Below are 22,296 nucleotides of genomic sequence, written 5' to 3' on the forward strand. Positions count from 1 at the left end.
CATGGACCTGTTCCGCTCCGAACCCATCGCCCAGCCGCTGGCGGCACGCCTGCGCGCCGCCAGCCTGGACGAATACGTCGGCCAGGAGCACCTGCTGGCGCCCGGCAAGCCGCTGCGTGAAGCCCTGGAGCAGGGCGCACTGCACTCGATGATCTTCTGGGGGCCGCCCGGGGTGGGCAAGACCACCCTGGCCAAGTTGCTGGCCCAGGTCACCGATGCCCATTTCGAGACCATTTCCGCCGTGCTCTCCGGGGTCAAGGAAATCCGCCAGTCGGTGGAAATGGCCAAGCAGCAGGCGGCCCAGTATGGCCGGCGCACCATCCTCTTCGTCGACGAAGTTCACCGCTTCAACAAGTCCCAGCAGGATGCCTTCCTGCCCTATGTGGAAGACGGCACGCTGATCTTCATCGGCGCTACCACCGAGAACCCCTCCTTCGAACTCAACAACGCGCTGCTGTCCCGCGCCCGCGTCTATGTGCTGAAAAGCCTGGACGAAGCGGCCCTGCGCAAGTTGGTAGCCCGTGCCCTGAACGAGGACAAGGGGCTGGGCAAGCGTCGGCTGAGCCTGCCGGACGAAAGCTTCGCCATCCTCATGGCCGCCGCCGACGGCGATGGCCGGCGTCTGCTCAACCTGCTGGAGAACGCCGCGGACCTGGCCGAAGACGGCGGCGAGATCGGCTCCGAGCTGCTGCAGAACCTGCTGGGCGACAGCCGCCGCCGCTTCGACAAGGGCGGCGAGGCCTTCTACGACCAGATTTCCGCGCTGCACAAATCGGTGCGCGGCTCCGACCCGGACGCCGCGCTCTACTGGTACGCGCGCATGCTGGATGGCGGTTGCGATCCGCTCTATATCGCCCGCCGCGTGGTGCGCATGGCCAGCGAGGATATCGGCAATGCCGACCCGCGGGCCCTCAGCCTGTGCCTGTCGGCCTGGGATGTGCAGGAGCGCCTCGGCAGCCCGGAAGGCGAGCTGGCGGTGGCCCAGGCCATCACCTACCTGGCCTGCGCACCGAAGAGCAATGCCGTCTACATGGCGTTCAAGGCCGCCATGCAGGACGCCGCCGCCAACGGTTCCCTGGAAGTCCCGCTGCACCTGCGCAATGCGCCGACCAAGCTGATGAAGCAGCTGGGCTATGGCGAGGAATACCGCTACGCCCACGACGAGCCGGACGCCTATGCGGCGGGCGAGGACTACTTTCCCGAGCAGCTGGAGCCGCGCCAGTACTACCAGCCGGTGCCCAGAGGTCTCGAACTGAAGATCCGCGACAAGCTGCAACACCTGAAGAACCTCGACCGCAACAGTTCCTGGCAACGGAGAAAACCGTGATCGGACTCATCCTCGCCGTTTCCGCCGGCGGCGTGGCGGGTACCCTGCTGCGCTTCGCCACCGGAAATCTGGTGGCCAGCCACTGGCCACGCTACTTCTACGCCGGTACCCTAGCGGTCAATATCGTCGGTTGCCTGCTGATCGGTTACCTCTACGGCCTGTTCCTGTTGCGCCCCGAGGTACCGGTGGAAGTCCGTTCCGGCCTCATGGTCGGATTCCTGGGCGGCCTGACGACTTTTTCATCCTTTTCCCTCGACACGCTGCGCCTGCTGGAAAGCGGCCAGCTGCCACTGGCCCTGGGCTATGGGGCGCTGAGCGTGCTGGGCGGCCTGCTCGCCACCTGGGCCGGCCTGATACTGACGAAAATCTGAGAGACGAGAACCTGACATGCTCGATGCCAAACTGGTCCGCACCCAGACCCGGGAAATCGCGGAACGCCTCGCCACCCGCGGCTTTGAACTGGACGTAGCGCGCCTGGAGGCGCTGGAGAACCAGCGCAAGTCCGTGCAGACCCGCACCGAACAGCTGCAGGCCGAGCGTAACTCCCGTTCCAAGGCCATCGGCCAGGCCAAGCAGCGCGGCGAGGACATCGCCCCCCTGCTGGCCGACGTCGACCGCATGGGTTCCGAGCTGGAGGAGGGCAAGCGCGAGCTGGAAAGCATCCAGGTCGAGCTGGACAACCTGCTGTTGAACATCCCCAACCTGCCGCACGAGTCGGTTCCGCTGGGCGATGACGAAGACCACAACGTCGAAGTGCGCCGCTGGGGCACCCCGCGCAGCTTCGACTTCGAGATCAAGGACCATGTGGCCCTTGGCGAGCAGCATGGCTGGCTGGACTTCGAAACCGCGGCCAAGCTGTCCGGCGCCCGTTTCGCCCTGCTGCGCGGCCCCATCGCCCGCCTGCATCGCGCCCTGGCACAGTTCATGATCAACCTGCACGTTACCGACCACGGTTACGAAGAGGCCTACACGCCGTATCTGGTGCAGGCTCCGGCCCTGCAGGGCACCGGCCAGCTGCCGAAGTTCGAGGAAGACCTGTTCAAGATCTCCCGCGAGAACGAGGCCGACTTCTACCTGATCCCGACTGCCGAGGTGTCTCTGACCAATATCGTGTCCGGCGAGATCCTCGAGGCCAAGCAGCTGCCGCTGAAGTTCGTCGCCCACACCCCCTGCTTCCGCAGCGAGGCCGGTGCCTCCGGCCGCGACACTCGCGGCATGATCCGCCAGCACCAGTTCGACAAGGTGGAGATGGTGCAGATCGTCGAGCCGTCCAAGTCCTTCGAGGCCCTGGAAAGCATGACCGGAAACGCCGAGCGCGTGCTGCAACTGCTGGAGCTGCCTTATCGTGTGCTGGCCCTGTGCACCGGCGACATGGGTTTTTCCGCCACCAAGACCTACGACCTGGAAGTCTGGGTGCCGAGCCAGGACAAGTACCGCGAGATTTCCTCCTGCTCCAACTGCGGTGACTTCCAGGCCCGCCGCATGCAGGCGCGCTACCGCAACCCGGAAACCGGCAAGCCCGAGCTGGTGCACACCCTGAACGGTTCCGGCCTGGCGGTAGGCCGCACCCTGGTGGCGGTGCTGGAGAATTACCAGCAGGCCGATGGCAGCATCCGCGTACCCGAAGTGCTCAAGCCCTACATGGGCGGCATCGAAGTCATCGGCTGATCGCCGTTCCCCTGCCGGGGCATGGAAAGTCTCACCGCCCGCGTCGCAGCCCGCCTGCGCGCGGGCGGTGACCGTTAGAGCTTTACCATCAATCGATACTGCAAGAAGGCGCTGCTATGGATTTCCTCCCGCTGTTCCACAATCTTCAAGGGCGCCAGGTGCTCGTGGTCGGTGGGGGCGAGGTGGCCCTGCGCAAGGCGCGTCTGCTGGCTGACGCCGGGGCGCGGCTGCGGGTGGTGGCGCCGGAGATCGGGACGCAGTTGCTGGAGATGGTCGAGGACAGCGGCGGCGAGTCGCGGCAGCGGGGTTACCAGGATGCGGATCTGGATGCCTGCGTGCTGGTGATCGCCGCCAGCGATGACCAGGCCCTTAACGCCGAGGTATCGGCCCAGGCCCAGGCGCGTGGCATTCCGGTCAACGTGGTGGATGCGCCGAAGCTCTGCAGCGTGATCTTCCCTGCCATAGTCGACCGCTCGCCGCTGATCGTGGCCGTTTCCAGCGCCGGTGATGCACCGGTGCTGGCGCGCCTGATCCGCGCCAGGATCGAGACCTGGATTCCCGCCGCCTACGGCCAGCTCGCCGGCCTGGCGAAGAAATTCCGCGACCAGGTGAAGGCCCTGTTCCCGGATGTGCAACAGCGTCGGGTGTTCTGGGAGGAAGTCTTCCAGGGACCTGTGGCCGAGCGCATGCTGGCCGGGCAGGGCGCCGAGGCCGAACGCCTGCTGGCCGAGCGGGTGGCCGGCGGTGCGCCGAGGGCATTGGGCGAGGTCTACCTGGTGGGCGCGGGGCCGGGCGATCCCGACCTGCTGACCTTCCGCGCCCTGCGCCTGATGCAACAGGCCGATGTGGTGCTCTACGATCGCCTGGTGGCGTCGTCGATCATCGAAATGTGCCGACGTGACGCCGAGCGGATCTACGTCGGCAAGCGTCGTGCCGATCACGCCGTACCCCAGGACGAGATCAATCGCCTGCTGATCGAGCAGGCGAAGCTGGGCAAGCGTGTGCTGCGCCTGAAGGGGGGCGATCCCTTCATCTTCGGCCGTGGCGGCGAGGAGATCGAGGAACTGGCCGCCAATGGCATTCCCTTCCAGGTGGTGCCCGGCATCACCGCCGCCTCGGGTTGTGCCGCCTATGCCGGCATTCCGCTGACCCACCGCGACTACGCACAGTCGGTGCGCTTCGTTACCGGCCACCTCAAGGACGGCAGCTGCGATCTGCCCTGGGGTGACCTGACCGCACCGGGCCAGACCCTGGTGTTCTACATGGGCCTGGTAGGTTTGCCGGTGATCTGCGAACAGCTGATCAGGCACGGCCGCGATGCCGGAACGCCGGCGGCCCTGGTCCAGCAAGGCACTACCAGCCGCCAGCGAGTGTTCACCGGAACCCTGGCCAATCTGCCGCAACTGGTGGCCGAGCACGAGGTCCATGCGCCGACCCTGGTGATAGTCGGCGAAGTGGTGACCCTGCGCGACAAGCTGGCCTGGTTCGAGGGCGCTCAGGCGAGCGTCTGAGGCTCGTGTATCGCCGACCAGGCTTTCAGATGTCCGCGGTCGTGGGGGCGGCTGAAGTCCTGCACGGGGCCCAGCGGTACTACTCCCGTCGGGTTGATGGTTCGGTGGCTGGCGTAGTAGTGGTGCTTGATGTGGGTGAAGTCCACCGTCTCCGCTACGCCCGGCCACTGGTACAGCTCGCGCAGCCAGCCTGAAAGGTTGGGATAGTCCGCCAGGCGCCGCAGGTTGCACTTGAAGTGGCCGTGGTACACGGCATCGAAGCGGATAAGGGTGGTGAACAGCCGCCAGTCCGCTTCGGTGATGCGCTCGCCTGTCAGGTAGCGCCGTGTTTCCAGCAGGGCGTCGAGGTGATCGAGTTCATCGAACAGCGCGTGGAAGGCTTCTTCGTAGGCGTCCTGGGTGGTGGCGAAACCGGCACGGTAGACACCGTTGTTGATCGCCGGGTAGATGCGCTCGTTGAGCGCGTCGATCTCCGCCCTCAGGGGCTCCGGATAGAAGTCCAGGTGATTGCCGGTGAGGTGGTCGAAGGCGCTGTTGAACATCCGGATGATCTCGGAGGATTCATTGCTGACGATTCGCCCGGTCTTCCGGTCCCAGAGCAGCGGTACCGTCACCCGGCCGCTGTAGTCCGGAGTGTCCCGGACGTAGCGCTGGTGCAGGTAGTCGAGATCGTCCAGCTTGTCGCCGGTGGAGCCGTATCGCGGGTCGAAGGTCCAGCCCTGTTCCAGCATCAGCCAGCTCACCACCGAGACGTCGATCAGGGATTCCAGACCCTTGAGCTTGCGGAAGATCAGCGTGCGGTGTGCCCAGGGGCAGGCCAGGGATACATAGAGGTGATAGCGGCCGGCTTCGGCGGGGAAACCGCCCAGGCCCGATGGTCCGGGCGCGCCGTCGACGGTGATCCAGTTGCGACGCCGCGCGCTTTCGCGCTGGAAGCGCCCGTCCTTGGCTGTGTCGTACCACTTGTCATGCCACTTGCCATCGATCAGCAGGCCCATGGTCAGTCTCCGCAGTTGGGGTTGGAGACCAGTCTATCGGGTGCTGATCGATGAAAAAGCGTAATTTGGTGGTCCTACCTATCGGTCAGGTCGATATTTTTCGCGCGAGCCACAAGCGCCGGGCTTCTTCGAACGCCTGGTCACGGTCCATCCCGAGGCCCCGCAGGGCGAGGGCCATGGTGGCATGGGCAGCCAGCAGGCCGTAGTCGTCCTCGCTCTCCCCGCGCCAGACGGCGACCAACTGGCCGGCATCCAGGCTTTCCGGCTTCAGATGGCGAAGTGCGGACAGCGCCGGCCATTCCTCGTCCCAGGCTTCGCCATCGGTGGTGCCGTAGAGATGGCAGGCGGCATCGGGGTTGACTTCGATCTCGCCACCTTCGCCCTTGATCACGATGGCGTGGTCGCCGAGCAGGCGACTGGCTTCGCGATGCTCTGCCTGGTAGCCGGGATGGAAGATGCTCTGCAGACCGCAACGTGCACCGAGCGGGTTGAGGATGCGCGCCAGGGAATGGATGGGCGAGCGCAGGCCGAGGGTATTACGCAGGTCGATCATCCTCTGCAGTTGCGGTGCCCAGGCGCCTAGTGGGATGAAGGCCAGTTGGCGCTCGTCGAGAGCCATGGTGACCTGGTCCCAGTCCTGGCAGAGCGGGATGTCCAGCAGCTCCAGCAGTTGTTCGCTATACAGGCGCCCAGCCGTGTGGGCGCCACCTCCGTGCAGCAGGATGCGCAAGCCGCTGTCGGCCATGGCCTTGGCGGCCAGCAGGTACCAGGGCAAGTGGCGCTTCTTGCCGGCGTAACTCGGCCAGTCCAGGTCGACGGCGATCTTCGGCGCCCGGTTGCGTTGGCGGAAGGCCTCGGTGAAGCCGGCCAGTTCCTCGGCGTTTTCTTCCTTGTGCCGCAGCAGCATGAGGAAGGCGCCGAGCTGGGTGTCTTCCACCTCGCCATCGAGGAGCATGCCCATGGCTTCACGGGCTTCCTCACGGGTCATGTTGCGTGCGCCGCGTTTGCCCTTGCCCAGGATGCGGACGAATTGGGCGAAGGGGTGTTCGGCTGGGGTGACGAGATTCATAGGCAATTGGTCGGCTTCGGCAGGCCGGCGAGCTTGGCGGCAAGCTTGGCCGGGGCGCCCTTGAACAGGCGGTTGAGGTGCAGGCTGTTGCCTTTGTCCGGGCCGAGCTTCTGCGCCACGTACTTGACCAGCGGCCGGTTGGCCGGGGAGAGCTGGAACTCGGCATAGAAACCGCGCAGCAGTTCGAGTATCTCCCAGTGGTCCGGCTGCAGCTCCAGCTCTTCACGCTGGGCCAGGGCATGGGCCACGGCCGGGCTCCAGTCGCTCAAATGCTGCAGGTAGCCTTCCTTGTCCAGGGGGATGGCGCGGCCATCGATCAGCAGTTCGCTCATAGCCAGCTGTTCACCTTGTCAAAGTGGCAACAGCGCTCGACGAAGGCCGGATAGTCCAGTTTCTTCACGCGTGGCGGCAGGTCGGTGAGAGCCCGGGCTTCGAGGTCTTCCGCCAAGGCGTAGAGGTCGATGGGGTCGGGCATCAGTTCCAGGGCTTTGCGCGCGACACTGCCGGGCTGCAAGGCATAGACGGCGTCGCCGCTGAGGAGCAGGCCGTCCGCGTTGCCCAGCAGGCGCAGGCAGCTGGCGAGGCGGCTGTCGGCGAAGGGGGAGTGGGAAAGGATATGCAGGGTGGCCATCAGAGGGTGAGCACCTGGTCGTAACGGTCGATAAGGGCGGTCAGGGCACTGTCTTCAAGCACCTCCACCGCAAGGTTCAGGGTGCTGGGGTCCAGTCCGCGTTCCTGCAGGCTGCGCGCGGAGACATAGAGCGACTCCACGCCGAACAGGGGCAGGGCCTGGAGGTTGGCGGTCAGGTCCTTCTGCTGGAGCGTCTTCGGCTGTTGGCCGGCCGCCAGCTGGAACACCCCGTCATCGAGAAACAGCAGGCCAAGGGGCAGATCGAAGGCGCCGCCGGCCAGGGCGATATCCAGCGCCTCGCGGGCGCCGGGACCGCTCCAGGGGGGCTGGCGACTGATGATCAGCATGGATTTCATCTCAGTTGCCCCCGAAGCTGACCAGGCGATCGGCTATCTGCGCCGCTTCATGCAGTTGCCCCAGGCCGGACAGCTCCCAGCCTTCGGCAAGGTTGGCCGCGGGGCGCTGGTAGCGCTGGACTTCTTCCCCGTTCAACACGCCGCGGCGCAGTGCCGCCGCGATGCAGACGACGCCATCCAACTGGTGCTGGCGCACGAACGCACTCCATTGTGCAGAAAGGTCCGGTTCATCCTGGGGCGCCACGACATTGGCGGAAGCGCTGTGCACGCCGTCCTGATAGAAGAACAGGCGGACTATTTCATGGCCGCCGGCCAGGCAGGCCTCGGCGAAGCGCAGGGCGCGCCGCGAGGAGGGCGCATGGGGCGGGGCGAACAGGGCGATGGCGAATTTCATGGTCGCTCGGGCAACTGGAGAACAGCTGGAATGATAAGGCCAGACAGGTTCTTTTGTCCGTCGGCACAGAAAAAAGCCCGCCGAAGCGGGCTAGTCCGAGGAGGCGGTTGGCGATCAATCGTCGCTGCTGAATACACCAACCAGCTGCAGCAGGCTGATGAACAGGTTGTAGATGGACACATAGAGGCTGATGGTGGCCATGATGTAGTTGCGTTCGCCGCCATGGATGATGGCGCTGGTCTGGTAGAGGATGCAGACCGAGGAGAACACCACGAAGCCGGCGCTGATCGCCAGCTGCAGGCCGCTGATGTTGAAGAACAAGCTGGCCAGCATGGCGCCGATCAGTACGAAGAAGCCCGCGGTGATGAAGCCACCGAGGAAGCTCATGTCCTTGCGGGTGGTCAGCACGTAGGCGGATAGGCCGAAGAACACCAGGGCGGTCATGGCGAAGGCCGAACTGACCACCTCGCCGCCGTTGGGCATGCCGAGGTACATGTTGAGGATCGGGCCGAGGGTGTAGCCCATGAAACCGGTCAGCGCGAAGGTGGATACCAGGCCCCAGGCCGAATCACGCAGTTTCACGGTGAGGAAGAACAGCCCGTAGAAGCCGATCAGTACGACGAAGATGCTGGGGTAGGGCACGCGCATCTGCTGGGCGACATAGGCGACCAAGCCGCTGAACGCGAGGGTCAGGGCCAGCAACCCGTAGGTATTGCGCAGGACGCGGCTGACTTCCAGCTGCTCGGCCTGCGTGTGGTTGAGGGCATAGTTCTGTTCGTTCATCGCGACACTCCCAAAATGGTTTCCGTGACCTTGGTCAGTTCCGGATATTAACAGAGGGCCGGAACACGCCAATTGCAAGAGTTTGACAGCGTGTTGCGTTCCGGTACTATGGCGCCCCGCGCAAGCGGAGGTGTGGCCGAGTGGTTTAAGGCAGCGGTCTTGAAAACCGCCGAAGGGGAGACCCTTCCGTGAGTTCGAATCTCACCGCCTCCGCCATCTTTATAGCTGAAAGCCTCGGTATCCGGGGCTTTCGCGTTTTTTGGCTTGCCTCACAGGCCACCTCACATGCCGCCCGTCTGATGCTTCGAATCCCTAGCAACGACAAGGCGCCAAGCGTTGCTGTTCAAGTGAGCGTAGTAGCTGCATCCCAAATCTGTCGGTACGCCTCAACCTTCAAGCTCGCAGTCTCGGGGTTGGAGCGTATCAAGCTAGTTGGTGCGCGTGTCGCTAGGGCATTGAATGACTGACCAAGTGTCCAAGCTTCGCGCTCATCCACAATGATGAGGCGATCATGCAGAGTTCTGACCGGAGCCAGACGCACCTGCAATGGCCTACTTGGCCCATGCTGCTCTATCCAAGCCGCTGCAGCCGAGCGCAATCCAGGCTTATGGCTAGCCTGATCGGCGAGTACTAAGAGTCCTACACCCTCGGGAGCCAACACTGCGAATTCGGTCAACAGATTCGCATCTGCGTAAGGGTCCACGATTAATACCGAGCGTGTCGCGGCGCCCAGCACCTTGGAGACTGCTGCGAGGGCTGAAAATGGTTCCCCAGCGGGAATAAATGAACCTTGCGCGGTGGCTGGCGCGGCTAGCTCAGCTCTTGCTAGGGCGCGGAAAATAACGGTGGTAATCGTTTGCACGTTCCCGTTATGCAGCACGCCCCCAAGACCACCGCATGCAACCTTGAAGGCTGCGATATCGGCTATGTCGCCGCCGGCCTCGATTAGTGCAGCTGCCCTTCCAAGCCACCGCTGAACTTCTGGACTATTCCAGCCGTCACCATTCAGGTCTGGCATCGACGCGATATGGTGGCCGAGTTGATGATAGAGCGCTTCCGGATCCATCTTTCTGGTTTCTCCTTGACGGCAAAAGCCCCGACGAACGGGGCTCAGATTGAAGTGGCCGAAGCTAGTTCTGCCTTTGCTCTTCAGCAGCTTTCAAGGCAGCGGCGGCTAGCTGAAGTGCCTGATTTCTTCGCTGCTCAGGATCGTAGCCTATAAGCTTAGGTCCCAACAGCTGGCGCACCAGGTCATCCCACAGGGCGGCGTCATCGTTACAGGTGACGCCGCAGCGCTCCAGCATGGTCGGCTTCTTCGTGATCACTCGGCAGGCCTCGGCGGGATCGGTTCGGACGGGTCCAGGTCGTAGTCCCGCAGGGCGAAGGCTGTTGCCTTCATCGACTCGCACAGCTTGCGGATGTTCTCGCCGCGCATACGCGTATCAGCGGGCAGCCGCCAGTCATCTTCAATCCGGCGCGCAAGGGCGATGGTGTTGGCCAGTTGCTTCTGCATGTTCATAGGCCGAACCCTGGCGCGTCGAAGTCGCCAACTAGGCAGCCGCGCTTCAGCATTCCACGGCGCACGCGCTGGCCAGGGCTGGCATGTTTCGAGGCGCGCCACTTCGGCCGGCTGGCCATTTCCTGGGCGTGCTCGGCGTCGGCGTGCTCCACCAGGGCGCTGCGGCAGCGCGTTGCAGTCGTCTTGATGGTGTCGGAAGTGCGGCGCAGCTCGGCCAGCAGGTCCGGCAGCGCTGCGTCCAGCGGTTGCCGTTTAAGCACGGTCTTGATGGATTGGGCGTCGCGCAGCAGCTTCGCCGCATCAGCTTCCATCTGCGCCTGCAGGTCAAACAGTGCGGCCAAGGTGTCTTCGGGTGGGTGCCAACGCACGCCAGAATCATTCCACACCCCGGGTCTTTGCCTCCATCTCCACCCCGGTCGTCATCCCCCCATTGAGGTCGCTCTCGTCGGTCTGGTCCAGGTGCGGGATTTCGATGGGGCCGAACTGGGGGCTGATGGCGGACTCCAGGTCGTGTTCCTGGGCGAGGGTACGGAGGATGTTGCCGAGGGTGGTCTGGTGCCAGCTGCGTTCGCGCTTCTTGGCGATGCCTTCGCGCAGGCCGGCGCTGCGGGCGCCGGATGCCGAGCGCGAATTAGCGCATTACCTATCTTTCTGCTGACGGGCCAGGTTCATGGCCAGCATGACTCGCTTGGATTCCGATGGACCAGTGAGGGACTCTCCGCAGACGTTGCACCAATCTGCCTCTACCTGGGGGATGGGGGTTATCTCGCCCTTGTAGGCGTATGGCACATCACGAACATCGTGGACCAGGTCGGCCGGCCGCATACCGGGCATTTCATCGTCAGAGCTCCTTGAAATGTTGGCACAGGCCCCGCGGCGCCGGTTCCGGTGCCGAGCATTGACGGGCCTAGGCCACTGGAAAGAACACGCTGGGATCTACATGGAAGCGCCGCGACAGGGCCTGGATATCCGTGCTGCTAAGGGTGCGCTTGCCATTGAGGGTACGAGATACCACGGTCTTGTCGCCGATCTCTGGCAGGTCAGAACCGGTGAGGTGGTTCTGCGCCATCAGGAACTTCAGCATCTGTACGCCGGTGATGGCCTCCACGCCGGCGTTGAACTCGGCGAACTGGGGCGCGCTGTCTTCGTAACGCTTGATGGCCAGGCAGAGCTGATCCACCAGGCGCTCAGCTTGCGGGGTTTGTTCGGCTTCTTCGGTGAGTTCGTCCAGGAGGGCCAGGGCGCGGTTGTACTCGGCTTCGCTGGTGATGGTCTGGATGATGGTGCCGCCGGCACGCTCGAGGCTGCGCTGAAACTTCTTCAGGCGCTCTGCCAGTTCGTGGATGGCGGCAGTCGGGGCGTGGTCGATTTCGACGGCGCTCATGGCATGACTCCTGTGTTCTTGGGGTTTCGGTACCACTTGTTGGCCTTGTCGTACTCGGCGTGGCTGAAGATGTGTTTGACGAAAACCCGCTGTTTCTCGAAATCGATCGCGGCGATCAGGCGCAGTTCGTTGCCGCCTATGTCGATCACCCACCAGCCGCGTCGGTGAGTGAAGTTGTCCAGCGATGACAAGGTCGCTTTGAGCTCCAGCGAGGAAACGGCAATGGACTTGTCCAGGACCTTGTAGATTTCCATGATGCTCGTCGCCTTCACGGGGTACTGCTCACATGCGTCGATGAAGGCTTTTTTCTTGAAAACGTGCATGTCCGTCCTTGTTGATGTTTTAGCAACCTTAGGGAGTGGTTGCTAAATTGTCAACTTTGGCCAGGCCGGTTTGGTTCGCTCTGCTGGCGGCGCTCCATCTCCAGGGCGGTTGTCAGGCCTGCATCACGCAACTGGTGCGTCGCCCGTTCCCCCAGCCACACGACGGCGCCGATGTCCGCCTTGATTCCCTCTACGCGGTAACGCCACTCCGGGCTCAACTCCGGCTGCCCCCGCGCCAGGGTGAAGCTCAGCGTCGCGCTCCCCCGCTGAACCTTCTTCCGCCCCGCCCTGGCCGCCCACAACGCACTCGACCGGTTGGCATAGGTATGCCGTAACGTCTTGGTGTTCTCTTCTCCGCCGACATTCACGGTGAGGCGGTAGATGGGTTCCCGAAAAATCGGGATTGGGTCTTTCGGGTCGATTTTCTCTCTCGTCGCTTTCAGCTCTGGAAACAGATTTCCGCATTCTCGATTTCCAGAGGCCCCGGATTCCGGGGCTTTCGCGTTTCTGGGGCTTTCCCAACTTGTTCCCATGGGCGACCAATCATTTCCGTATCTTTTGGAATCACTTCCGTAACTCCCCACTCACCGGGTTGGCTCTGGTATCGGGAGATAGCCAGAGATCGAATTGCTCCGGCGCCAGGATGACCGGCATCCGATGGTGAACGGCCGATACTGGGCCGACGGCCTGTTTGGTCAGCAGTTCGCAAGAAAGCACGTCCTCGCCGTCAGCACCGCGCCAGGAACAACTGACCCACGAGATCGCTCTGCTCAAGCGGCACAAGTCCGCCTTAGAAGTGCCACTCGACATGTAATGTCGGAGCGTAGGTGTTGACCCCCGGTTTGTTCACCGCCCCGTACTTGTGACGCCAGTATTCATAGCCGGGACCGACCCAAAACTTGTTCTTCTGGCCGAATGCCAGCTTGCCGACATCGACCATCAATGCGGTGCGAATCAGGCTTTCCTCGCCCGTGTCCTGGCGGAAGTAGTCCTCACCCTTTTCGGTCTTGTAGCTGGCGAAGCCCTGGAACTTGAACGGTATGTCCTGCATCTCGAATGGCAGTCCCCAGGCCAGGTGAACCACATAGTAAGGATCGAACTCGATGTTCTCGGTCTGGCAGCTGGGCAGCCCGCAGTGATTCCATTCCCTTGAATAGAAGAGGCTCAGGTCAAGGTAGCCCGGCACGTCGAATTTCAGTGTCGGGCCTAGCAGCAGTTGGCGTTTGCGCGTCGAGAAGTCGGTGTTCTTGTAGTTCAGCTCGAATCCGCTGCTGAAGGCGACTTCCTTGACCGGGCCGAAGGCGAAGGAGCGGTCGAAGACCCTGCTCAGGTATAGCTGGTGGCGATAGGCGAGGTAGGCCTCGACGGCGCCCGAGTCGCTGTCCTTCTTCGGGTCGTTGCCGTCGGACTTGAGGATGTCGAGATTGAAGAAGTGCTGGCCATGGGAATAGCCGCTGGCATGGCCGAGCTGATAGATCTCCTTCTGGATCTTCTTCGTCACCGGCGGTTCGGTAAAGTGCTCGCCGTAGCGGAAGCCGACGAAGGTGTCGCTCCAGTCCATGGCCTGGGCGACTGTGGCCATGCCAAGCGCGCCAGTGATCAGTACCTTGCAAAAGCTCTTTTGTAGTTGTTGTGCGTTCATCGAGGTCTGGTTCCGAATTTGCTGGTGCCCGGATGGAGTGACCTTCCGGGCGCCAAGGGGGCAGGGTGGCTGCCGGTTGCTTACTTCATGGTTGGCATGACGAAGTCGGCGCCGTTGCGGATGCCGCTCATCCAGCGCGAAGTGACGGTCTTCAGGCGGGTGTAGAAGCGCACGCCTTCAGGGCCGTGCATGTGGTGGTCGCCGAACAGCGAGTTCTTCCAGCCTCCGAAGCTGTGGAAGGCCATGGGCACGGGAATGGGGACGTTGATGCCGACCATGCCGACCTGGATCTCGTGGGCGAACATGCGTGCCGAATCGCCATCTCGGGTGAAGATGGCGGTACCGTTGGCGTACTGGTGGGCGTTGATCAGGTCGACCGCTTCCTTGTAGTTCTTCACGCGCACCACGCCGAGCACCGGGCCGAAGATCTCGTCCTGGTAGATGCGCATCTCGGGGGTGACCCGATCGAACAGGCTGCCGCCCAGGTAGAAGCCGTTCTCGAACCCTGGTCGTTGCATGCGGAATTCGCGTCCATCGACCACCAGGCTCGCTCCTTCCTCGACCCCGATGTCGACGTAGCTGCGCACGCGGTCGCGGTGTTCACGGGTGATGAGTGGCCCCATTTCCGCCTGGGGATCGGTACCGGGACCGATCCGCAGTGCCTTCACCCGGGGAGCGAGTCGCCCGATAAGCGCATCGGCAGTGGCATCGCCAACGGCCACGGCGATGGAGATCGCCATGCAGCGCTCGCCGGCGGCGCCATAGGCGGCCCCCATGAGGGCGTCGGCGGTCTTGTCGAGGTCCGCATCGGGCATCACTACCATGTGGTTCTTGGCGCCCCCCAGAGCCTGTACGCGTTTGCCGCTGGCCGCGCCGGTGGCATAGATGTGGCGGGCGATGGGCGTCGATCCGACGAAGCTCACCGCCTGGATGTCGGTGTGGGCGAGGATGGCGTCCACCACTTCCTTGTCACCGTTGACGACGTTGAACACGCCGGCGGGCAGTCCGGCTTCCTGCAGCAGTTGGGCGAGGAACAACGCAGCGGAGGGATCGCGCTCGGACGGCTTCAGCACGAAGGTATTGCCGCAGGCCAGGGCCACCGGGAACATCCACAAGGCGACCATGGCCGGGAAGTTGAATGGCGTAATCCCGGCGACAACCCCGAGCGGCTGGCGTAGCGAGTGGGAGTCGATCGAGCTGCCGATGTTTTCGCTGACTTCACCCTTGAGCAGGTGGGGGCCGCCGCAAGCGAATTCCACGACTTCCAGGCCACGTACCACTTCGCCCATGGCGTCGGAATGCACCTTGCCGTGTTCTGCGGTGATGATCTCCGCGAGTCTTTCTCCGTTCTGCTCCAGCAGCTCCTTGAAGCGGCTGAGGATTCGGGCGCGGCGCAGCGGCGGGGTAGCCGACCAGCCCGGAAAGGCCACCTTGGCTGCCGCGACCGCCGCCTGCAGTTCGGTGGCATCTGCCAGGGGAACCCGGGCGCTGATTTCTCCCGTGGCCGGGTCGCGTACGTCCGCGAATCGCTGACTATTGCCCGTGGCCAATTGGCCGTCGATGTAGTGGTGCAACAGGGTTGTCATGGCTTTTCTCCGCATGAGTGGGCCCTGCCGGCGACGTCGGGCGTGCCAGCTGGGAGGGGGTGAAACCTGGGGTGTCAGATGGCGGGTGTTTTCGTCGCGTTATCGGGTGCCAGGTGGGCCCTGGGCTTCTCTGCGTGGGGCATGAAGAACATGGTCAGGGTGCCCAGGGCGAAGAAGCCGGCACACACCAGCAGTCCCAGCGACAGGCTGTGGCTTGTCGCGATGCCGCTCAGCAGCAGGGGAGCGAAGGCGGCGAGCCCGCGCCCGAAGTTGAAGCAGAATCCGGCGCCTATGGTTCGCACGCGCACCGGATAGAGCGCACTGAAGTAGGAGGCGAAGAGGCTCGCAAAGGCGTAGAAGAACGCATAGACCGGCCCGAGCCAGAACAGCAATTCGTTGCGGGTGGTCAACGCATAGATGGCCAGCATGATCGCGCTGCCGAGCAGGGACAGCAGGGTTGCATCACGCTTGCCGATGCGATCGGCGATGACGCCGAAGGCGTTGATGCCGATGAAGGCACCGATGTTCAGGATGGCCATGAAGTCAGCCATCCTGGCGATGTCGAGACCACGCTCCTGCACCAGGAAGGTGGGTAGCCAGGTACTGGCGCCCCAGAAACCGATGACGGAACAGCTCGCCGCAGTGGTGCCGAGCAGGGTCAACCTGCGCAGTTCCGGCGAGAAGATTTCGCTGATGGAAACCTTGGCGACGGGGCTGCTGGCCAGTACGTCCGGCTTTCTCTGCTCTTGCCATTCGCGGGACTCGGGCATGAACAGCCAGACGTAGGCGATGGGCAGAAGGGTGGAGACGCCGGTTGCGAGGAACAGCAGTTCCCAATCGGGCAGTAAGGCTTTGCCGGCGAGGGCGGCGATGCTGGCGCCGATGGGGAAGGAACTGAGGACGAAGCCGGTGGCGCGAGCGCGCTGATGGGCGGGCCAGGTCTCGGCGATATAGGCCGAGACGATACCCCACACGCCGCCCAGGCCGAGGCCGGAGAGAAAACGCAGCAACAGGAGCAGATACCAGTCTCGGGTCACTGCCACCAGCATCGTCAGTGCGCCGAAGCAAACCAGCGACGCCAGCAGGGCCTTGCGCCTGCCGAAGTTGTCCGAATACCAGCCGGTGGTGATGCTGCTGAAACCGATGCCGAGCAGAGTGGCCGAGGCCAGCATCCCGGCTTCGCCGATGGTCAGCCCGAGGTCCTGACGGATGACCGGCAGGGCGATGGTCAGCAGGATGATTTCCATGGCGTCGAACAGGTAGGCCAGGAAACCGCCGGCCAGTACATGCCATTTCGAGAGTGCTTTCATGGTCGGGCCTCCTTCAGCGTTGTCTTGCGGGGCGAAGGTGAGCCGCACGCGGCAGGGGGCGGGAGAGCAGGGTGGGGTAGCGCATCGTGTTGCCTCGTTATTGTTGTTGTGGTTCGGATGAAGCGCGTCACAGCAGGCTGCAGCATTCCTCGAAGGAGAGCCTCGGGCTGCGGGGGAACAGCTTGTCGGGATCGCCGTAACCCAGATTGCAGAGGAAGTTCGTTTTCACCTGCATGCCGGGAAAGCAGCTGTCATCGCCGAAGAATTCGCGGTCGACCTGTCGATGGTCGAAGCCGGACATGGGACCGCAATCCAGCCCCAGGGCGCGGGCGGCGAGGATGAAGTAACCGCCCTGCAGCGAACTGTTGCGCAGGGCCGTGGGTTCGATCAGCTCGGGCTGTTGTGCGAACCAGTCGCGGACGTCCGGGTTGTGCGGAAACAGGCGTGGCAACTGATGGTGGAAGGCCGCGTCGTAACCGATGATGGCGGTCACCGGCGCCCCCAGTACCTTGTCCACGTTGCCTGGACTGAGCGCGGGCAGCAGACGCTGCTTGGCGGCGGTGCTGCGCAGGAAGACGATCCGGGCCGGACAGCTATTGACGCTGGTCGGCCCCCAGCGCACGAGGTCGTACAGCGTCACGAGTGTCTCGTCGTCCACTGGCCGGTCGCGCCAGCCGTTCTGGCTGCGTGCCTGGCGGAACAGCAGGTCCAGTCCCTGCTCGGAAAGCCGTTGGGTACTCATGTCTTCGTCCTCGTATTTACTGAGCGGTGCGCTTGCGCAGGGAGTCCGGGCGCGGGGCAATGGATTCGCTTTCGCTGCAGCCGCCGAGGAAGTACTCCACGGACATCGGCGGCCCCCACTGATAGAGGCTGGAGTCGCAAGCCTGGGTGTGGTTCATCGGCGAGGCATTGTTGAACAGGTCGCCGTCGGTGAAGTGCTCGATCAGGTTGCCCGAAGGGTCTCTCCAGTAGTCGAAGATCTGGCTGCCGAGGACATGCCGGCCGACGCCCCAGAACGGCCTCCAGCCCTGCTCGGTCATCCATTGGTGACCGAGGCACTGGGCGTCGAAGTCCTGCACCTCGAACGACGCGTGGTGGACGACGTCCTTGCCCGCCTGGAACAGCGCGATCGTGTGGTGGTCGGTCCATGTCGCACCGCGATTCAGCCGCAGGAATGCTGCGGCCGGGCAGTTGCCGTCGTCCCCTTCGACGATCAGGTCCGATGGCAGCATGCCGAGCACGCTCCGGTACCACCGGAGCATCCTCACCATGTCGGTCACACCGATGGCGACATGGCCAAGGCGCATCACTTGGGCCGGCCCTTTACCAGGGCGTTGTACGTCGCCGAAGCGCCGCTTTTCCTCTGCGCAGTTGAGTGTCAGGGCGGCGCGCTGGGGCAGCGCCCCGACGGCTTCTATCCCGTGCACCAGGTCAATCCTTCTCCCCGACGGGTCGTGCAGCGTCACGCGGTGCCCGCCGCCCGGATGCTCCAAGGGCCGGATGGCGGATGCCCCGGGAAAACGCGCGGCGGTCTGCAAGTCGTCCAGGCTTTCCACGGCGAAGGCAATGGCGCTGAGCCCGGACGATTCGGCCCGCTCGGCGACGTACAGGTACGGCAGCGGGCCGGTACCGCGCAGGTAGATGCGCTGCTCGGTGCGATGAGCCACGACCAGGCCGAAGTCGGTCAGGAAATGCTCGATGGCGTCGAGGTCCTTGTGCTGATAGATCACGTGGTTGATGTCTTTGATGCGCAGCATGGCTGCTACTCCTTGGCCGGGCGCCGCGGCAGGTATCCGGCAATGGATGCGTTGATCTGTCGTTCGTAGGGAAGGAAAGGGCGCTGGCTTTTTCGGGGACGACCGGGCCCACGGGCCCTGGAGCAGAGCCCGGAAAGGTTTTGGCAGTCAGCGTGTGTCGAACCAGCCAGCGCCCCTGGAGGCGCTTTCGCAATCAGCCTTCCGCAGGCGAACAGCGAGGCATGTCGTCAGGCCTGCGGGCCTTCATTGGCAATGGGATTGCTCAACATGCCGAGGCCTTCGATCTCGACGGTGCAGAGGTCGCCCGCCTTCATGAACAGCATCGGGCGCCTGGCCCAGCCGATGCCGGCCGGGGTGCCGGAAACGATCACGTCACCCGGCTCCAGGGTCACGGCTTCGCTGAGGGTGGCGATCAACTCGGCGACATCGAAGACCAGGTCGGCGGTGTTGGCTTGCTGCTCGATCTTGCCGTTCAGGCGGGTGGTCAGGCCGAGGCCGCGTGCTCCCGGCGGCAATTCGTCGGCGGAGACGAAGGTGGGGCCGAAGGCACCCGTGGCATCGAAGTTCTTGCCGATGGTCCATTGCGGCGACTTGAACTGGTAATCGCGCACCGAGGCTTCGTTGAAGATCGAGTAGCCAGCAACGTGCTCCAGCGCGCGGGCCTTGGTGATATGGCGGCCGCCGCGACCGATGATCACTGCCAGCTCGCCTTCATAGTCCAACTGCTCGGACACACGCGGGCGAATGATGGGTTCACCGTGGCCAACGAGGGTGGTGGAGAAGCGCGGGAAAAAGGTGGGATAGGTGGGCTGTTCGTACGGGCTTTCCTTGGTGTGATCGGCGTAGTTGAGCCCTACGCAGACGATCTTTCCGGGACGCTCGATGGGGGGCAGGTAGCGAATGGCGGCCGGGTCCAGCTCGCGGGCCTGGCTCAGGCGCCGGTGGGCGTCCCTGAGGGCGTCCGGACCGGCCTTGAGCAGGTCGTGCAACGTGCCGGGAAAACCTTCCTCGTGTTCTGCGAGGCCGTATAGCCTGCCGGACACCTCGACAGCCATACCCTTGTGGGACGCTTCCAGAAATTGTGTGAAACGCATGGGGAGTTCCTCTGTTGTTCTTGTTAGTCGGAAAGGTACGGTACGGTACCGTACCCTTTGAGCGAAATTTGATCTCGAAACCCAAATTGGTCAAGAGGGGAGTCAAGAATCATGAGGAATAAGAAGGAGAATATTTATGCTTATTCGTCGATGGTTGTCGCTGGAAGCCTTGGGTGTCGCGGGTTAGGCTATTGCGCCCCGAAGCCTTGGAAACGCCCATGACCCAATTGGAAAGCCCCCGCCAGGCCGCCAAGCGGCAACACATTCTCGATGTCGCCACCGAGATGTTCCTGGAGGATGGCTACGCAGGCGTGAGTGTGGACGGCCTGATCGCGAGGATCGGCGGTTCGAAACGCACTTTCTATGCCTACTTCGGAGGGAAGGACGGCCTTTTCGCGGCGATCATCGCGCGATTGTGCGAAGAGATCGTCAACCCGCTCACCCATATGGATCTCAAGCGCAAGCCCCTGCGCGAAGCCTTGCTGACCATCGCCGAGACCTTCCTCGATGTGGTGCTGGCGCCTCGCACCACTGCGTTGCACCGGTTGATCGTCGCTGAGGCTCCGCGCGCGCCCGAGGCGGCCAGGTCGTTCTTCGAGGCTGCCCCGGGTACCGCCTACAGATGCCTCACGGAGTACTTCACCTGGGCCGAAAGCGCCGGTCTGGTGGCTCCTGGCAGTGCCGAGCGGCGGGCCGTGATCTTTCTCGATGCCCTGACCGGGAAATTCCAGCTGCAATGTCTGCTGGGGTTGGTCGAGTCACCATCGCGGTCGGAACGGCAGTTGCTGATCGACGAGGCCATCGCCATCTTCATCGATGGCCTGGAACCCTGAGGCAAACACTGAGGGCTATTGCCTGATGTGCTCTGCCAGGAAGTCGATCAGCCTCCGTACCGAAGGCAGCAAGCCCCGGCGGGACGGGAAGACGACATGGACAATACCGCTGCGGGGCACCCACTGCGGAATGATGTCCACCAGCCGCCCCTGTTCCAGATCCTGATCGACCACCATCAGCGGTAGTTGCACGATGCCTACGCCACGCAGCGCCGCTTGACGCAATGCGGTCATGTCGTCGGTGATGTAGCGGGGCGTGTGCCGCACCTCGGCATTTGCGCCATTCGGTCCTTCCAGGCGCCACAGATGATCCCGTGGCGGCCCCCAGTCCAGGCTGGGCAGCTTGCTGAGATCGGCCGGCACCAGCGGCAGGTCGAGGCCTTTCAGGAAATCCGGACTCGCCACCAGGCGCTGCGGGCTCTCCGCCAGGGTGCGCATGACCAGGCCACTGTCTTCCAGGGGCGGAAAGCGCACGCGCAATGCCAGATCCAGTCCTTCGCCGATGACATCGACCCGTCGGTTGGTCGCGTCCAGATGCACCTGGACCTTCGGGTTCTCGGCCATGAACTGGCTGACCAGGTCGCCGATCCGATAGTGGAGCAGGGTCGTGGGGCAACTCATCCTGACGACGCCCTGAGGCTCGGCACGGTTCCGTTCGATCACCTGACGTGCTGCCTCGGCCTCCACCAGCATAGCCACGCAGTGCCGGTAATATTCCTGGCCCGTTTCGGTCACGGAGAAATGCCGGGTAGAGCGCTGTAGCAGGCGCACGCCCAGACGCTCTTCCAGCGTGGAGATCCGCCGGCTGAGCTTGGACTTGGGGGTGTTCAAGGCACGACCGGCCGGTGCAAAGCCGCCGTGTTCGACTACCTGGGCGAAGTAGTAGAGGTCGTTGAGGTCTTCCACGATCGTTCACCAAATAGAACTGTGCGGGCAATTTAGCAGGTCTAGTGGGGGGGAAGTTGCAAATCTATGGTTACCGATTTCTGCCGCCTGGCGCGTTCGGGATGATTGGAGATTCGGATGAGACCACCTGTAATACCTGCAGCGCTGCTTTCGCTGACAACCGCTCTGGGTTGCGCAAGTGCGGCCGCGGACGAAGTCAGCCTACCCCCGTTGCCGCTGGGCAACACGAGTTTCATGGATGGCGTCGTACGGCCCGGGATGCTCTTCGAGTTGCCTGTGCAGCACTATCGCTCGGACGATGCTACCGACCACCGTGGCAGCGCCGTGCCGGGGCGCCAGCAGGTGCGCAGCACGACCGTGCTGCCGCACTTCGCCTACATCAGTTCCAGCAAGATCCTGGGCGTGCACTACGGAGCGGAGATACTGCTACCTCTGGTGCGCCTCGATCTCGACATCGACGGCGGGCCGGATGGTGCACGAACTCGCCAGGGCGATTTGATATTCAGTCCCATGCTCCTGCAGTGGGAGCCGGTTTTGCTGCTTGGCCGACCTTACTGGCAGCGCCTGAATCTGGTGATCACCGCACCGACCGGGGACTATGACCGTGATGCGAGCATCAACGTGGGCAGCAATCTCTGGGTGGTCAGCCCGCACTACGCCTTTACCTGGGAGCTGACCGATCGACTCGAAGTCAGCGGCCGCCTGCACTATGCCTGGTCCAGTCGGAATGATGATCCGGTGACCCGACTGCAAGCGGACAGCATCCAGCCGGGGGAGGCGATCCACAGCAATTTCTCGGTCTCGTATGCACTTGACGATGCCTGGCGGCTGGGGTTGGCGGGTTACCAACTCGAGCAGATCAGTGCCGACCGGATCGATGGGCGGCGGCAATCCGACTCGAAGGAGCGCGTGCTGGGATTGGGGCCTGGTGTGATGTATCGCCAGGGCAAGCAGACCTTTTTCGCCAATTACTATGTCGAGCAGGGTGCAAGGAATCGCTCCGAGGGTAATCAACTGACCTTGCGCTATCTCCTCCCTTTCTAAGGAGCGGGGCGGGCCGGCAGATCATGACGGCCCGCTAGCCAGCGCTTACAGCAGCAGGGTGCGGATATCCGCCAGCAGGTCGGACAGGCGCTTGGTGAAGCGCGCGGCTGCGGCACCGTTGATCACGCGGTGATCGTAGGACAGCGACAGCGGCAGCATCA

At 63.4% G+C, this 22,296-nt stretch carries 30 protein-coding genes and 1 tRNA gene; 7 read left to right on the forward strand and 24 right to left on the reverse strand.

Annotated features, from left to right (window positions below):
* Window position 1 precedes the first annotated feature (1 nt).
* From ACFPU0_RS03490 to cysG, 4 genes are all read left to right on the forward strand, one after another.
* Complete coding sequence (locus ACFPU0_RS03490; protein WP_377691393.1) at window positions 2–1,327, forward strand: replication-associated recombination protein A; 1,326 nt, start codon at window positions 2–4, stop codon at window positions 1,325–1,327.
* Window positions 1,324–1,698 carry a fluoride efflux transporter CrcB gene (gene crcB / locus ACFPU0_RS03495; RefSeq protein WP_377691394.1) on the forward strand — a complete coding sequence of 125 codons (375 nt, stop codon included), beginning with the start codon at window positions 1,324–1,326 and terminating at the stop codon, window positions 1,696–1,698. The genes ACFPU0_RS03490 and crcB overlap by 4 nt, the downstream gene beginning before the upstream one ends.
* Before the next feature lie 16 nt (window positions 1,699–1,714).
* Window positions 1,715–2,995, forward strand: coding sequence for a serine--tRNA ligase (gene serS, locus ACFPU0_RS03500; protein ID WP_377691395.1), 1,281 nt, complete (start codon window positions 1,715–1,717; stop codon window positions 2,993–2,995).
* 116 nt (window positions 2,996–3,111) lie between these two features.
* A complete protein-coding gene (gene cysG / locus ACFPU0_RS03505; protein ID WP_377691396.1) occupies window positions 3,112–4,506 on the forward strand; it encodes a siroheme synthase CysG in 1,395 nt (464 codons plus the stop codon).
* On the opposite strand, the gene ACFPU0_RS03510 is transcribed toward cysG, so the two are convergent.
* The 7 genes from ACFPU0_RS03510 to ACFPU0_RS03540 all read right to left on the reverse strand — a co-directional run bounded on the left by ACFPU0_RS03510 (window position 4,491) and on the right by ACFPU0_RS03540 (window position 8,737).
* Window positions 4,491–5,504, reverse strand: a complete 1,014-nt coding sequence (locus ACFPU0_RS03510; RefSeq protein WP_377691397.1) for a glutathione S-transferase family protein — start codon at window positions 5,502–5,504, stop codon at window positions 4,491–4,493. The genes cysG and ACFPU0_RS03510 overlap by 16 nt on opposite strands.
* 85 nt (window positions 5,505–5,589) lie before the next feature.
* Window positions 5,590–6,573 carry a glycosyl transferase family protein gene (locus tag ACFPU0_RS03515; protein WP_377691398.1) on the reverse strand — a complete coding sequence of 328 codons (984 nt, stop codon included), beginning with the start codon at window positions 6,571–6,573 and terminating at the stop codon, window positions 5,590–5,592.
* A complete protein-coding gene (locus tag ACFPU0_RS03520) occupies window positions 6,570–6,905 on the reverse strand; it encodes a TusE/DsrC/DsvC family sulfur relay protein (RefSeq protein ID WP_377691399.1) in 336 nt (111 codons plus the stop codon). Before ACFPU0_RS03520 ends, ACFPU0_RS03515 begins: the two co-directional genes overlap by 4 nt.
* Complete coding sequence (gene tusB, locus ACFPU0_RS03525; protein WP_377691400.1) at window positions 6,902–7,204, reverse strand: sulfurtransferase complex subunit TusB; 303 nt, start codon at window positions 7,202–7,204, stop codon at window positions 6,902–6,904. The genes ACFPU0_RS03520 and tusB overlap by 4 nt, the downstream gene beginning before the upstream one ends.
* On the reverse strand, window positions 7,204–7,560 hold the full coding sequence (tusC, locus tag ACFPU0_RS03530) for a sulfurtransferase complex subunit TusC (RefSeq protein WP_377691401.1): 357 nt from the start codon (window positions 7,558–7,560) through the stop codon (window positions 7,204–7,206). The genes tusB and tusC overlap by 1 nt, the downstream gene beginning before the upstream one ends.
* Window position 7,561: 1 nt before the next feature.
* Entirely contained in the window at window positions 7,562–7,954 is a 393-nt protein-coding gene (gene tusD, locus ACFPU0_RS03535; protein WP_377691402.1) for a sulfurtransferase complex subunit TusD, read from the reverse strand.
* Between the two features lie 114 nt (window positions 7,955–8,068).
* Window positions 8,069–8,737, reverse strand: coding sequence for a Bax inhibitor-1/YccA family protein (locus tag ACFPU0_RS03540; protein WP_377691403.1), 669 nt, complete (start codon window positions 8,735–8,737; stop codon window positions 8,069–8,071).
* A 126-nt stretch (window positions 8,738–8,863) separates the two neighbouring features.
* Between ACFPU0_RS03540 and ACFPU0_RS03545 the strand changes: the two genes are divergently transcribed.
* Window positions 8,864–8,953: transfer RNA gene (locus ACFPU0_RS03545), tRNA-Ser, on the forward strand.
* Between the two features lie 127 nt (window positions 8,954–9,080).
* Here the strand turns inward: ACFPU0_RS03545 and ACFPU0_RS03550 are convergent.
* The 15 genes from ACFPU0_RS03550 to ACFPU0_RS03620 form a co-directional block, all read right to left on the reverse strand.
* Entirely contained in the window at window positions 9,081–9,803 is a 723-nt protein-coding gene (locus ACFPU0_RS03550) for a hypothetical protein (RefSeq protein ID WP_377691404.1), read from the reverse strand.
* A gap of 64 nt (window positions 9,804–9,867) precedes the next feature.
* Window positions 9,868–10,062: a hypothetical protein gene (locus ACFPU0_RS03555; protein WP_377691405.1), complete on the reverse strand. Its 195-nt coding sequence runs from the start codon at window positions 10,060–10,062 to the stop codon at window positions 9,868–9,870.
* Window positions 10,059–10,256, reverse strand: a complete 198-nt coding sequence (locus ACFPU0_RS03560; RefSeq protein WP_377691406.1) for a hypothetical protein — start codon at window positions 10,254–10,256, stop codon at window positions 10,059–10,061. The genes ACFPU0_RS03555 and ACFPU0_RS03560 overlap by 4 nt, the downstream gene beginning before the upstream one ends.
* Entirely contained in the window at window positions 10,253–10,597 is a 345-nt protein-coding gene (locus tag ACFPU0_RS03565; RefSeq protein ID WP_377691407.1) for a hypothetical protein, read from the reverse strand. Before ACFPU0_RS03565 ends, ACFPU0_RS03560 begins: the two co-directional genes overlap by 4 nt.
* 298 nt (window positions 10,598–10,895) lie before the next feature.
* Window positions 10,896–11,090, reverse strand: coding sequence for a type II toxin-antitoxin system MqsA family antitoxin (locus tag ACFPU0_RS03570; RefSeq protein WP_377691408.1), 195 nt, complete (start codon window positions 11,088–11,090; stop codon window positions 10,896–10,898).
* Window positions 11,091–11,163: 73 nt separating this feature from the next.
* Window positions 11,164–11,640 carry a helix-turn-helix domain-containing protein gene (locus ACFPU0_RS03575; protein ID WP_377691409.1) on the reverse strand — a complete coding sequence of 159 codons (477 nt, stop codon included), beginning with the start codon at window positions 11,638–11,640 and terminating at the stop codon, window positions 11,164–11,166.
* On the reverse strand, window positions 11,637–11,963 hold the full coding sequence (locus ACFPU0_RS03580) for a type II toxin-antitoxin system HigB family toxin (RefSeq protein ID WP_377691410.1): 327 nt from the start codon (window positions 11,961–11,963) through the stop codon (window positions 11,637–11,639). The genes ACFPU0_RS03575 and ACFPU0_RS03580 overlap by 4 nt, the downstream gene beginning before the upstream one ends.
* A 50-nt stretch (window positions 11,964–12,013) precedes the next feature.
* Entirely contained in the window at window positions 12,014–12,496 is a 483-nt protein-coding gene (locus ACFPU0_RS03585; protein ID WP_377691411.1) for a hypothetical protein, read from the reverse strand.
* A 31-nt stretch (window positions 12,497–12,527) separates the two neighbouring features.
* On the reverse strand, window positions 12,528–12,773 hold the full coding sequence (locus ACFPU0_RS03590) for an SOS response-associated peptidase family protein (protein WP_377691412.1): 246 nt from the start codon (window positions 12,771–12,773) through the stop codon (window positions 12,528–12,530).
* Complete coding sequence (locus tag ACFPU0_RS03595) at window positions 12,754–13,545, reverse strand: hypothetical protein (RefSeq protein ID WP_377691413.1); 792 nt, start codon at window positions 13,543–13,545, stop codon at window positions 12,754–12,756. Before ACFPU0_RS03595 ends, ACFPU0_RS03590 begins: the two co-directional genes overlap by 20 nt.
* A 140-nt stretch (window positions 13,546–13,685) precedes the next feature.
* Window positions 13,686–15,191 (reverse strand): CoA-acylating methylmalonate-semialdehyde dehydrogenase, encoded by a 1,506-nt coding sequence (locus ACFPU0_RS03600; protein ID WP_377691414.1) that lies wholly within the window; start codon window positions 15,189–15,191, stop codon window positions 13,686–13,688.
* A gap of 74 nt (window positions 15,192–15,265) precedes the next feature.
* Complete coding sequence (locus ACFPU0_RS03605) at window positions 15,266–16,501, reverse strand: MFS transporter (RefSeq protein WP_377691415.1); 1,236 nt, start codon at window positions 16,499–16,501, stop codon at window positions 15,266–15,268.
* 127 nt (window positions 16,502–16,628) lie between these two features.
* The gene (locus ACFPU0_RS03610) at window positions 16,629–17,243 is read right to left on the reverse strand and encodes a malonic semialdehyde reductase (RefSeq protein WP_377691416.1); all 615 of its coding nucleotides are present in this window, start codon (window positions 17,241–17,243) and stop codon (window positions 16,629–16,631) included.
* Window positions 17,244–17,259: 16 nt separating this feature from the next.
* Window positions 17,260–18,258 carry a 2,4,5-trihydroxytoluene oxygenase gene (locus tag ACFPU0_RS03615; protein WP_377691417.1) on the reverse strand — a complete coding sequence of 333 codons (999 nt, stop codon included), beginning with the start codon at window positions 18,256–18,258 and terminating at the stop codon, window positions 17,260–17,262.
* 227 nt (window positions 18,259–18,485) lie between these two features.
* Window positions 18,486–19,352 (reverse strand): fumarylacetoacetate hydrolase family protein, encoded by an 867-nt coding sequence (locus ACFPU0_RS03620; protein WP_377691418.1) that lies wholly within the window; start codon window positions 19,350–19,352, stop codon window positions 18,486–18,488.
* A gap of 191 nt (window positions 19,353–19,543) precedes the next feature.
* Between ACFPU0_RS03620 and ACFPU0_RS03625 the strand changes: the two genes are divergently transcribed.
* Window positions 19,544–20,185, forward strand: a complete 642-nt coding sequence (locus ACFPU0_RS03625; protein WP_377691419.1) for a TetR/AcrR family transcriptional regulator — start codon at window positions 19,544–19,546, stop codon at window positions 20,183–20,185.
* A 15-nt stretch (window positions 20,186–20,200) separates the two neighbouring features.
* On the opposite strand, the gene ACFPU0_RS03630 is transcribed toward ACFPU0_RS03625, so the two are convergent.
* The gene (locus tag ACFPU0_RS03630) at window positions 20,201–21,094 is read right to left on the reverse strand and encodes a LysR family transcriptional regulator (protein ID WP_377691425.1); all 894 of its coding nucleotides are present in this window, start codon (window positions 21,092–21,094) and stop codon (window positions 20,201–20,203) included.
* Window positions 21,095–21,208: 114 nt separating this feature from the next.
* Between ACFPU0_RS03630 and ACFPU0_RS03635 the strand changes: the two genes are divergently transcribed.
* Window positions 21,209–22,135: a SphA family protein gene (locus ACFPU0_RS03635; RefSeq protein ID WP_377691420.1), complete on the forward strand. Its 927-nt coding sequence runs from the start codon at window positions 21,209–21,211 to the stop codon at window positions 22,133–22,135.
* 45 nt (window positions 22,136–22,180) lie between these two features.
* On the opposite strand, the gene ACFPU0_RS03640 is transcribed toward ACFPU0_RS03635, so the two are convergent.
* The coding region (locus ACFPU0_RS03640) for a 2-oxo acid dehydrogenase subunit E2 (protein WP_377691426.1) at window positions 22,181–22,296 on the reverse strand (116 nt) is incomplete at its 5' end.

This window comes from Pseudomonas sp. GCM10022186 (assembly GCF_042656385.1).
Taxonomy (GTDB): Bacteria; Pseudomonadota; Gammaproteobacteria; order Pseudomonadales; family Pseudomonadaceae; genus Metapseudomonas.